Raw genomic sequence first — 11,960 nt, forward strand, 5'->3', positions numbered from 1 at the left:
TGATAAAGCTTGGGTGTTGTGTGTATTCACAATAATCGGTTTATGTCATGAAAAATATACTCTCTATTCAGTCACATGTTGTTTTCGGTCATGCAGGTAACAGCGCCTCTGAGTTTCCAATGCGTCGTATGGGGGTAAATGTTTGGCCGCTAAATACAGTGCAATTTTCAAATCACACACAATACCCAGAAAAGTGGACTGGCTGTGTTATGTCAGCAGAACATATTACTGAGATTGTTGATGGTATTGCCGCAATTGGTAAACTCTCACAATGTGATGCCGTACTCAGTGGTTATTTGGGATCGGCTGAACAAGGTTTGCGTATTGTTGATATCGTTAAAAAAGTAAAACAAGCGAATCCTAACGCATGGTACTTTTGTGATCCTGTAATGGGACATCCTGAAAAAGGGTGTATTGTTCCTCCTGCTGTTTCAGGAGTGCTATGTGAAGATGCACTACCTATTAGTGATATCATTGCACCTAATTTATTAGAGCTTGAAACATTAAGTGGTGGCAAAGCCCTTCATAACGTTGATGAATGCGTCAATGCTGCTCGTGAATTGTGTAAACAAGGTCCAAAGATTGTATTAGTAAAACACTTATCACGCGCTGGATATCGTCATGATCGCTTTGAAATGCTGTTAGTAACCGCAGAGCATAGTTGGCATGTGAGCCGTCCATTAGTTGATTTTGGTGAACGTCAACCTGTGGGTGTCGGTGATCTAACAAGTGGTTTAATGCTGGTGGATTTACTTAAAGGTGTTGAACTACAAACTGCATTAGAACACGTTGCTGCGGCAGTTTATGAAGTGATGCTAAAAACGAAAGAGATGAATGAGTACGAACTGCAACTCGTTGCTGCTCAAGATCAAATGGTGCATCCAACACACAAATTCTGCGCAACACAGATAGATTAAACCACACAAATTCTAAGAAAAGAAAAAGCGGATATGAATGTTACGTCCGCTTTTTTTATTGTAATGAACTTATCGTTTATTCGGTTTTAACTTTTATAACGTTTTAACTTACTCTTTAATTAACCCTTCGGTAACCAGTGCGCTATGCACATTAGGTCGTTGTGCAATGCGTTTTAGGTAGCTTTGTAGGTGTGTTAAATCAGTTAAATCTAAACCGACATGCGGCGCCCATTGGCTTAATGTAAATAAATAGGCATCAATAACCGTAAAATGCTCACCACAGGCATATTTTTGTTTGCTTAATACATCATTAATATAAGTGAATTTACTTTTTAATTTAGTTTTAACAACAGGCACATAGCTTTCAGGTGTGTCGGGTGAAAATAGAGGGCCATAGCCTTTATGTACTTCACTTGCAAGAAAGTTTAACCACTCAATTTGATGATAACGTTCTAGTGATTTTGGTGGCGCAATTAAATTTCTATCAGGTTTTAAGTCCGCAAGGTATTGAACAATTGCAACACCTTCAGTCAAAATATCACCATTATCTAATTGAAGAACAGGAACTTGGCCTTTTGGATTGATGGTTAGAAAATCTTTCCCCGATTCTGTTTTCTTAGCGCGTAAGTCGATGCGCTCTATTGAAAAATCTAAACCAGTTTCACGTAAAACGATATGAGGGGAAAGTGAGCAACTACCAGGCGTGTAGTACAATTTCATATTGAATAGCTCCCTATCAATGAGGTGATGAATTAACTTACAGATATCAGAATATCTTTACTAATATAAGATGATAAGAGGTTCTAAGAAATTAGCAAACTCAAAAGGTGCGAATAAAAAAGGCTTTTGTAAATTTGTGAACAAGGCAGTTAATTGATGAAATTACACGAAAATAAATGCTCCCTATATTTTTAAATATAAAGAACATTTATTTATGACTCTTCAAATGAAGGCAAAAATGAAATATCAAGGTAATAGATTTTGGGGTTCTTTTTATCAACATAAACGGTAACCAGCTCCCTATTAATATAAGGTGTGGGATCAAAGAAGATATAACCACTTTTATAACGAATTAATCGATTGTTTAATGTATCATGATAATCAGCAATAATTTGATAGGGAGAACGGTGATTAAAACGAATATGAGTATTAATAATAATTTCAGATATTTTTACATTGATAGGCATGCCATCACGTTTTAATCGTTGATCCCTTGTGGCTCTTCTTCTGATAAAATACAAAGGGATAAGCCCTGTTGATGCAAATACTAATCCCAAAATACTTAATATAGTTCCCGCGCCATATAAGCCTAAAAAGTTGTTTATCGTTGCTCTTTGTGGATCACTAGGAAGATAAATAACGTTAATCTTTTCACCAAGATAAAAACGAGATTGGCTACCACCTTCCGGTGAGCGAAACGTTATTTCTTTATTATCTTCTGTATTGAACTGAATAATAGGGTGATAAAAGTAGTTACCATCAGAAGATTTACTCACACTTTGGTCAATAACAACGCCTGTTGTTTCTATTCCATTTCTTACTACATTTAATTCAGATTTAATAACGAATAAAGCCACAACAAAAATAATTGCACCAATAAGAGCAAAAATATAAAACAGAAATCTAAATTTCTTCATACATTAAATCCTTTTATTAATATGTAATTATTTTATCGCTAATATAAAGAAAAGATTATAGGAATAAGCTAAAAAACAAAAGTGAAATTTATCTAACAGAGTCATGATATTAAAAATGAAAGGAAAAAGGGAGATATTAGATAAAAAACCGGTATTTAATAGAGTTAAGAGTAAAAACCGTAGAAGCAACACAAAAAAACACAAAAAAACCAGCCTTAACAGTAAGGCTGGCTTCTATTATTTATAGAACAGAATTATTTTAGTTCTAATTCATTCATTGCAGCGATGCTGAAACCACCATCTACGTGAATGATTTCACCTGTGATGCCGCCAGATAAGTCAGAGCATAAGAATGCCGCTGTATTACCCACATCTTCGGTTGTTACAGTACGACGCAGAGGCGTTACTGATTCGCAATGGCTTAACATTTTACGGAAATCTTTGATACCAGATGCCGCTAATGTACGGATAGGGCCAGCAGAGATACCGTTAACACGAATACCTTCAGGACCCATAGCATTTGCCATATAACGAACGTTAGCTTCTAAAGAGGCTTTCGCCAGACCCATAACGTTATAGTTAGGGATTGCACGTTCAGCACCTAAATAAGTCAGAGTTAATAGAGCTGAATTTGGATTTAGCATTTCACGGCTTGCTTTCGCCATAGCAACGAAGCTGTATGCACTGATATCGTGAGCAATTTTAAAGCCTTCACGAGTTACGGCATTAACGTAGTCGCCATCTAATTGGTCAGCAGGAGCAAAACCGATAGAGTGAACAAAGCCATCGTATTTTGGCCAAACTTTTGCAAGTTCTGCGTACATGGTATCGATGCTTTCGTCTTTTGACACATCACACTCTAATACGATATTTGAGTCTAATGATGCTGCAAATTCTTCAACGCGTGGTTTCAGTTTTTCATTTTGGTAAGTAAATGCAAGTTCTGCACCTTGGTCACGCATAGCTTTGGCAATACCATAAGCAATTGATAATTTACTAGCAACACCAGTAATAAGAATGCGTTTGCCGGTCATAAAGCCCATAGCTGTATCCTTGTTTTTTCGTAAATCGCGATAATAACATCATTCACAGTTTTATTTATCTGTTAGGTTATCACGCTTATTGTTAATAAACGTGGCTGATTCTACCACGACATTTGTAAATTTGTTTAATTTCCCTAGCACCTCCGAGGAGTTAAGGGAAAAGGGCGAAATAATGTGCAATCAACATTATGCTTATATTGTTTACACTTAAATCAAATCTTGACGCCAAGCTTCTGCTGTTAAGGCTTCACCAAAGTGACTTGCTACCAATCTTCGAGTGACTTCATGTAATGGTGACGCAAGAACTTCTGCTGTATTACCACGTTCAACGACTTCGCCATTATCCATCACTATGATTTTATCGCTAATATGTTTTGTCATGCCTAAGTTTTGTGTCACATAAATATAGGCAATATCATGAGTCTCTTGTAACTCTAACATCAAGTTTATAATTTGAGAGCGCAAAGACATATCCAGCGAAGCAATTGCCTCATCGGCAATAATGACTTGAGGCTGCAATATCAATGCGCGTGCAAGCGCAATTCGTTGGCGCTGACCTGATGCAAACATATGAGGATAATAGTTCGCATGTTCAGGTAAAAGACCCACTTGACGTAATGTTTGATAAATTCGTTTTTCACGCTCAATTGCACTTAAGTCTGTATTCAGACGTAAAGGGATCTCTAATGTTTGACCAATACGTTGGCGTGGATTTAACGAGTTAGTGGGATCTTGAAATATCATTCTAATTCGCTGACTACGATAAGGATAATCACCAAAAGTCAGTTGATGCCCATTAATAAAAATATCGCCACCTGTAGGCTCTGTCACACCTGATAACATTCTCGCGAGTGTAGATTTTCCCGAACCATTAGCACCAATAATAGCTAAAGTTTGCTTGGGTTCTAGCGTGAAACTGATAGGTTTTACGGCTTCTAACTGCTGACGTCGAAATAATCCAGTACGATAGCGAAATGTTTTTGATAGATTTTTCACCTCAAGTAGCTTATCGAACATCAGTTGGCTCCACATTTAACGGAAAATGACAAGCCACGGCATGGTTTTTAAATAAACGTAACCGAGGAGCTTCAATACATTGTCGTTGCGCATAAGGGCAACGAGGTCCTAAACGGCACCCCACAGGTAAATGCTCAAGAGAAGGGATCGCGCCGGGTAGTGTATTTAAACGGCTCTTATGTGCTAATGAGTTGGTAAAATCAGGAATAGAGCGGATCAATGCTTGAGTATAAGGATGATAAGGTGTCACTAATAACTCGTCAGGGGATGCTGTTTCGACGGTTTGACCACAATACATAACTGTAATTTTATTCGCCAATTTGCTCATCCATTGCAAATCATGGCTAATCAACAAAATGGTCATATTGTTATTTTGATTAAGTCGAGTCAGTAAACGAAAAATTTGGGTTTGTGTTGCTGGCTCCATCGCGTTAGTCGGCTCATCCGCAATCAGTAATCGAGGCTGATTTGCAATAGCAATGGCAATCATCACCTTTTGGCATTCACCCTCGGTTAATTCATAAGGATAACTGCGCATAATGTCTTTGTGATCTTTAATACCTACACGGTGCAATAGTTCAATTGCGCGGCGTTTTCGCCAATGAAAGCGTTGCCACCAATGCCCTTTAAAGGTCCAGCCGGGAATTGCCTGTATAAGCTGCTGCTCAATTTTTGTCGCAGGATCAAGACAAGATTGTGGCTCTTGGAAAATCATTGAAACATTATGACCAATAACACGGCGTCTAGCTCTTGGTGATAATTTAAGTAAGTCGATATCATCAAAACGGAAACGATCGGCTGTCACATTGATATTATCTTTCGTAACGCCACAAATCGCTTTCGCAATTAAACTTTTACCCGATCCTGATTCACCAACAAGACCTCTCACTTCACCTTCATTTAAGGTTATAGAAACACGATCTACCGCTTTTACTGGGCCATCGGGTGTCATAAATTCAATGGTTAAATTGCGTATATCTAATAAAGGCATTATTCAACTCCCTCATTTATGGCACGCTGTAAACCATCACCTAAAAGGTTCACCAGTAAAACGCTTATCATAATGGTTGCACCCGGAATTAAGACCGTCCAAGGAGCAACATATATTAACTCTAACGAATCACCTAACATTGCTCCCCATTCCGGTGAAGGAAGTTGGGCGCCTAAATTGAGAAAACCTAATGCGGTAATATCAAGAATAGCAATTGAGAAAGCGCGTGTTAATTCAGAAACTAATACAGGCGTAATATTAGGCAATACGGTATACCATAAAATGGAAATGTTAGATGCACCATCAAGTCGAGAAGCAATAACATACTCTTTGTTTAATTCATCATTAACAGCAGAGTAAATCATTCTGACTAAACGAGGTAACAGCGCCAGCCAAATAGCTATCATCGCGTGGCCAAGACTTGTTCCAACAAATGCCACAACAATAATAGCCAGCAGTAGGGATGGAATGGATAACAGTGTGTCTAATATATGATTAAGAATGGCAGATTTTAAGCCATGGGTCATACCTGCAAAACAGCCGATAATTAAGCCCATCAGTGTTGCTGCAAAAGTAACAATAAATGCACCACCAAAGGTCATACTTGTGCCAATTAAAATTCGGCTGAATACATCACGACCTAAATCATCTGTACCAAAGAAATAAGAGACATTACCGTTTTGATACCAAGATGGTGGCGTTAGTTGATGACCAAAAAATTGTTGGTCGAGTGCATAAGGCGCAATATAAGGACCTATAATACTGAGCACTAAGAGAAAAAGAACGCCATAAAATCCTACCATTGAGATAACGTCTTTAGAAAAACACTGCCAAATCACCGCAGCGGGTGAGGGTGTTTTTTTCTCTTTATAAAATTGGCTATCTAAAGGCATATCCCACCTTATGTTTCATTGGGTTGCTCATGGCGCCCACAATATCTGATAAGACATTGACAATAATGACCATTGAACCCACCAACATTACCCCTGCTGAAATAGCCGAGTAATCTTGTTGACGGATTGCTGTAACTAACCAACGACCAAGCCCCGGCCAGTTAAATACAATTTCTGTTACCATCGTGAGTGTAAGCATGGTGGAGAACTGTAAGCCTAATTTAGGGATGATAGGAGGTAAAGCATTATGAAGAATATGGCGACGAATAATTGTAAAACGTGAAAGACCTCGAGTTGCGGCTGCTTTCACGTAGTTCTCTGACATAATTTCTTCCGTACTGTTTCGCATTAATCGAATAACTTCAGTTGTTGGTGCAATCGCCAGAGTGATTACAGGCAAAATAAGATGCTGTAATACATTAATGATCATTTGTTGGCGATAAGGTGGATCAGATAACCACGCATCTACTAATGCAATGCCTGTAATAGGTTGCAAGTTATAAAGCAAATCAATACGACCTGAAACAGGTAACCAACCCAATTTTAGTGAGAAGAAAAGAGTTAGCAGCAATGCAAGCCCAAATACAGGCACAGAAAAACCTAAGAGCGCGAAGTTACTGATAATAATATCGGCAGATTTATTACGCCACACTCCCGCAATAATACCAGCAGGAATACCTATAATAAGGGCAAAAAGAAAGGCTAATGTACAAAGCTCCATGGTCGCAGGCAGTGCTTCTATCAATTGCGCTTTGATTGGTTCACCATTGATAGAGGAAATACCAAAATCAAAATGGATCATATTATGGGCATAAAAAAAGTAAGCATCGGTGAATGATGCACCACTTAACGGAGCATTAGGTGTGTAATAGCTTAGGCTAAAGCTTACTAGCGACAAAAAGAACAGTGTCACAAGTAATAAAAGCAATCGACGTATTGAATAAATAATCATGGATTATTTTACAGCCTCTTTCTTGTGATTTTGTTCATCGACTTCTGCCTCTCGATAAACACCAGCAAAAGACGCATTACCAAAAGTACTTAATACTAATCCTTTAATATCATGACGATATGCTTGCATACGTAAAGAGTTTGCTAAAGGCAATACTGGTAACTCTTGAGCAAGGATATCTTGAGCTTCATGATAATAATCCATTCTTGAAGCAAGTTGCTGACTATAAAGCGCTTTTTTCAAAATATCATCAAAGTTAGGTAAACACCAATGACTTAAGTTAGTTTGTGAGCCAATTGCGGCACAGCTAAAGAGAGGACGGAAAAAACTATCAGGATCGTTACTGTCAGTTGACCAACCCGATAAGGTCATATCATGGGTGCGATCCATCATACTTGTTTCTTGATATCGCCCCTCGATAGGACGAATGCTCATTTGAATACCTACTTGCGCTAAGTCTGCTTGAATAAGTTCAGCCATTTTTAAAGGGCTTGGGTTATAAGATTGTGAGGCGCTAGGTACCCAAAGATTTAATTTCAGCCCATCAAGACCAAGTTGTTTAAGAATCTGTTTCGATTTTTCAGGATTGTATTCTGTAATTTTTGCTCGGTTATCATAAGCCCAAGATGCGCGAGGAAGCACTGATGCTGCTGTTTCTGCCGTACCATAATAAATAGATTCCATTAAACGTTCGTTGTTAATGGCATAAGCAATAGCTTGACGAACTTTAAGATCATTTAATGGTGGCTTACTGGTGTTAAAGGCTAAATAAGCGATATTCATACCAGAACGCAACGTTAATCTTAGGCGTGGATCGTCACGTAAGACTTTTAATTGGCTTGCGGCAGGATAGGCTAAAACATCACATTCACCAGTGAGCAATTTAGATATACGGCCTGTACCACCGGCACCCATATCAATAACAATCTGCTGCATTTTGGGTTGACCTTTCCAGTAATCTTTATTTCTAAATAAACGAACAAATTGCCCAGCTTGATATTCATCTAAAAAGAAAGGACCTGTTCCTACTGGTTTCCAATCAAGCTGCGTTTGATCGCCTAATTTTTCTAAATTTTGGGCGTATTCAGCAGAAAGAATAGGGGCGTAATGTGTTGCTAAATGCCATAGAAAAGAGGCATCAGGCTCTTTTAGGCTAAATTCTACCGTATATTGACCGAGTCTTTTTATCGATTGGATATTATTGGCAAAACTTAAGCTGTCAAAATAGGGATATTTCCCGCCATTAACTTGATTGAAAGGATTTTGTGGATTAATCATCCTTTCAAAACTAAAAATAACATCATCAGCAGTAAGTTTTCGTGTTGGTGTAAACCAAGATGTTTGCTGAAAGGAGACATTTTTACGTAAATAAAAGCGGTATGTCGCGCCGTTATCTAATGTTTCCCATCGAGCGGCAATTTCTGGGATCAGGCGATAAGTGTAAGGATCGACATCTAAAAGACGGTCATAGAGCTGTGCAGCTAGAGGATCAATAATTAATCCACTACTTGATAGCTGTGGATTAAAGGTATTTACACTGCCATCAACACAGTAAACAAAGCCATTTTGATTAATTGGAGTTGGCTCAAGCGTTATAGATGGTGCTTGTGTTTTTGGTGCTACATCCGCAATACAAGTTGCGCTTGTAAAGGTGAGTAGCAAAGTACCAATAAATAAAATAGGGCGCATAAATAATGTCTTTTAGAGAAACGATTTTGCTATTGTAACTTAAAAAACTTTCTATCCCCAAATAGTCAAAAAAAACAAAGTGAGAAAAATTCTCAATAAAATGCTTTACAAATGCTAATGATAAAGATTATCATCCGTATTGTCCTTCAGCGGTAAGAGGTTTTCCGCAGAAGGCACGACATTGCTCACATTGCTTCCAGTATTTTTTTACTAGCCAGCTCGGGTGCTGGCTTTTTTTTTGCCTATCGTTTACAGAATCCTTTAGTCATTAAAACCGTTATTTATCAATAAATTAACTTGTTATTTGATGTTTTTTAATTAGCCCTCTAAATTGATCGTAACTGAGTGATAGCTTCTCAGCCGCCTCTTTCTGGTTATATAAACTCTCTTTTAATGCACTATTTACTAATTTTTTTTCTACATCATTCTGCCATTGGCGTAAATCCAACGGTAATGTAGGCAGTGAGAAATTTTCTTTAGGCGATTTTTTTAATGTGGGTATTTTTGATGTCTGAAGACCCGCAAAGGGATCAATAATAATATTGTTGAGTACGTTATCACTGGTTCCATGACGATAAACTGAGCGTTCAACAACATTTTTTAGCTCACGAATATTGCCGGGCCATGAATAATCTAAAAGTACTTGGCGTGCGCTATCGCTAAAACCAGGAAAAAAAGGTAAGCCTAACTCTTGGCACATTGAGATAGCGAAATTTTCAGCAAGCAACATAATATCCGCTCGTCGCTCTCTTAATGGCGGAAGTCTAATCACATCAAACGCTAATCTATCGAGTAAATCGGCACGAAATTTACCTTCTTCCGCCATTGCGGGTAAATCTGCATTTGTCGCGCAAATAAGCCTAACATCAACATGCAGAGATTGACTCCCCCCAACGCGCTCTAAGTGACCATACTCAATGACACGCAGAAGCTTTTCTTGCACAAGCATAGGAGCCGTCGCCAGTTCATCAAGAAAAAGAGAACCTCCATCCGCACGTTCAAAACGCCCTTGATGACGATTTTTAGCACCAGTAAAAGCGCCAGCTTCATGACCAAAAAGCTCCGAATCAAGTAAATTGTCATTGAGCGCAGAACAGTTAATTGAAATAAAAGGTCCTTGCCACCAAGGAGCAAGATAGTGTAATCGATGCGCGATCAACTCTTTGCCTGTACCTCGTTCACCAATAATTAATACCGGCTTTTTTAATTGAGCAAGCGCCGAGGTTTGTTCTAATACATCAATAAATTGACTATCAACACCGATTATTGTCTCAAGATTCTCATTCATTGGTTAAATTCACCATATTGAGGTATTTTTTACCAGTTTATCAGGTGTTCGAAAAATAGGCGAATAATATAAATCACCGATTATTAATAACTTAAGTGAATTTTAAAAGTTGGCACGCAAATTGTATTAACTAAAGTATGCCGGCGTTACGCAAGTGCGCCATTATTGAAATAATTTAACGTCACTAATTAGCATAGCTATTAAGGATAACATCATGGGTATATTTTCACGTTTTGCTGACATTATTAATGCCAATATCGCTTCTTTATTAGATAAAGCGGAAGATCCTGAAAAAATGATCCGCCTAATGATCCAAGAAATGGAAGATATGTTAGTTGAGATCCGTACAACTTCTGCACGTACTTTAGCTGAAAAGAAAGGATTAGAGCGTCGTATCGAACAAGCTGAAAAACAGATAAAAGATTGGCAGGATAAAGCAGAGTTGGCTCTTATCAAGGAAAAAGAAGATTTAGCTCGTGCAGCATTAATCGAAAAACAACGTGTCGCATCAGTTAATGACACATTGAAACATGAACTCATTATCATCGATGAAACATTAACTCGTTTAAAAGGCGAAATTAGCGAATTAGAAAACAAGCTAACAGAAACACGCGCTAAGCAACAGTCTTTAGTGGTTCGTCATCAAGCGGCAAATTCATCTCGCCAAGTTCGTCGCCAGTTAGACAGTGGTAAAATGGATGCAGCAATGGCGCGTTTTGAACAATTTGAACGCCGTATTGACCATATGGAAGGTGAAGCTCAAAGTTATGGTTTAGGCAAGGAAAAATCGTTAGATCAACAGTTTGCTGAATTAAAAGCTGACGATGAAATTAGCGCGCAATTAGTGGCATTAAAAGCTAAAATCAATATCAATAAAGAGTAACAGCAAGCGTAATAACCATCTTATAAAGGATATGTAATGGGCTATTTATTTCTGGGAATACCACTGACAATTTTCGTTTTATTTATTCTCCCTATTTGGTTGTGGTTGCACTATAACAATCAGAAAGGTGGAGGTAATGTTCAGTTAACCCATCAAGAAATGCAGCGACTGAGCGCGCTGGTGGATAAAGCTCAGCAAATGCAGGAACGCATTAAGACGTTAGAACAAATACTTGATGCAGAACATCCTAACTGGAGGCAATCACAATGACGATGCAAAGCAAACAATTGTATCGCTTGCCACAAGAAGGCATGATCCGTGGTGTATGTGCTGGGCTTGCCCATTATTTTAATATTCCTGTTTTACTTGTCAGGGTTATTGCGGTGATTGCGCTGTTTGCTGGCTTTTTCGGTTTAACTATTGTTGCTTATCTTGTCTTAAGTTTCTTTATGGAGCCAGCTCCTGCTAATTACCAGCAAGGTGAAGATCAGCAAGAGAGCTTAAAAGAGATTTTAAGCGGGGTCGATAATCAATTGATGCAAGGTGAAAAACGTTTACAACAAATGGAACGTTATATTACTTCTTCTACTTATCAGTTAAATAAACGCTTTCGAGATTTGTAATATTTTTGCCATTTAATCTGATAAGAC

At 38.2% G+C, this 11,960-nt stretch carries 13 protein-coding genes; 4 read left to right on the forward strand and 9 right to left on the reverse strand.

Going from position 1 to position 11,960, the window contains the following annotated elements; translation table 11 throughout:
• The first annotated feature begins 47 nt into the window (after positions 1-47).
• Complete coding sequence (gene pdxY, locus QQS39_RS08310) at positions 48-917, forward strand: pyridoxal kinase PdxY (protein ID WP_151434985.1); 870 nt, start codon at positions 48-50, stop codon at positions 915-917.
• A 108-nt stretch (positions 918-1,025) separates the two neighbouring features.
• Here pdxY and gstA read toward each other — a convergent pair whose 3' ends face one another.
• From gstA to pspF, 9 genes are all read right to left on the reverse strand, one after another.
• Positions 1,026-1,637, reverse strand: a complete 612-nt coding sequence (gene gstA / locus QQS39_RS08315; protein ID WP_151434986.1) for a glutathione transferase GstA — start codon at positions 1,635-1,637, stop codon at positions 1,026-1,028.
• 212 nt (positions 1,638-1,849) lie between these two features.
• A complete protein-coding gene (locus QQS39_RS08320; protein ID WP_151434987.1) occupies positions 1,850-2,554 on the reverse strand; it encodes a DUF3592 domain-containing protein in 705 nt (234 codons plus the stop codon).
• Positions 2,555-2,808: 254 nt separating this feature from the next.
• Positions 2,809-3,597 (reverse strand): enoyl-ACP reductase FabI, encoded by a 789-nt coding sequence (fabI, locus tag QQS39_RS08325; protein ID WP_072067955.1) that lies wholly within the window; start codon positions 3,595-3,597, stop codon positions 2,809-2,811.
• Between the two features lie 207 nt (positions 3,598-3,804).
• Positions 3,805-4,614, reverse strand: a complete 810-nt coding sequence (sapF, locus tag QQS39_RS08330; RefSeq protein ID WP_196734294.1) for a putrescine export ABC transporter ATP-binding protein SapF — start codon at positions 4,612-4,614, stop codon at positions 3,805-3,807.
• The gene (gene sapD / locus QQS39_RS08335) at positions 4,604-5,605 is read right to left on the reverse strand and encodes a putrescine export ABC transporter ATP-binding protein SapD (RefSeq protein WP_151434989.1); all 1,002 of its coding nucleotides are present in this window, start codon (positions 5,603-5,605) and stop codon (positions 4,604-4,606) included. The genes sapF and sapD overlap by 11 nt, the downstream gene beginning before the upstream one ends.
• Positions 5,605-6,498, reverse strand: a complete 894-nt coding sequence (gene sapC, locus QQS39_RS08340; protein WP_099075271.1) for a putrescine export ABC transporter permease SapC — start codon at positions 6,496-6,498, stop codon at positions 5,605-5,607. Before sapC ends, sapD begins: the two co-directional genes overlap by 1 nt.
• Positions 6,485-7,450, reverse strand: coding sequence for a putrescine export ABC transporter permease SapB (gene sapB, locus QQS39_RS08345; RefSeq protein WP_151434990.1), 966 nt, complete (start codon positions 7,448-7,450; stop codon positions 6,485-6,487). Before sapB ends, sapC begins: the two co-directional genes overlap by 14 nt.
• A 3-nt stretch (positions 7,451-7,453) precedes the next feature.
• Entirely contained in the window at positions 7,454-9,139 is a 1,686-nt protein-coding gene (gene sapA, locus QQS39_RS08350; RefSeq protein WP_151434991.1) for an ABC transporter substrate-binding protein SapA, read from the reverse strand.
• A 292-nt stretch (positions 9,140-9,431) separates the two neighbouring features.
• Positions 9,432-10,427, reverse strand: coding sequence for a phage shock protein operon transcriptional activator (gene pspF, locus QQS39_RS08355; RefSeq protein ID WP_285805735.1), 996 nt, complete (start codon positions 10,425-10,427; stop codon positions 9,432-9,434).
• Positions 10,428-10,641: 214 nt separating this feature from the next.
• Here pspF and pspA point away from each other — a divergent pair, with 214 nt between their 5' ends.
• From pspA to pspC, 3 genes are read left to right on the forward strand one after another with little or no spacing between them, the layout of a single operon-like run.
• Positions 10,642-11,310 (forward strand): phage shock protein PspA, encoded by a 669-nt coding sequence (pspA, locus tag QQS39_RS08360; RefSeq protein WP_285805736.1) that lies wholly within the window; start codon positions 10,642-10,644, stop codon positions 11,308-11,310.
• A gap of 36 nt (positions 11,311-11,346) precedes the next feature.
• Positions 11,347-11,580, forward strand: a complete 234-nt coding sequence (gene pspB, locus QQS39_RS08365; protein ID WP_151434994.1) for an envelope stress response membrane protein PspB — start codon at positions 11,347-11,349, stop codon at positions 11,578-11,580.
• Positions 11,577-11,933 (forward strand): envelope stress response membrane protein PspC, encoded by a 357-nt coding sequence (pspC, locus tag QQS39_RS08370; RefSeq protein ID WP_151434995.1) that lies wholly within the window; start codon positions 11,577-11,579, stop codon positions 11,931-11,933. Before pspB ends, pspC begins: the two co-directional genes overlap by 4 nt.
• Positions 11,934-11,960 lie beyond the last annotated feature (27 nt).

The sequence above is a fragment of the Proteus appendicitidis genome (genome assembly GCF_030271835.1).
In the GTDB taxonomy this organism is placed as follows: Bacteria; Pseudomonadota; Gammaproteobacteria; order Enterobacterales; family Enterobacteriaceae; genus Proteus; species Proteus appendicitidis.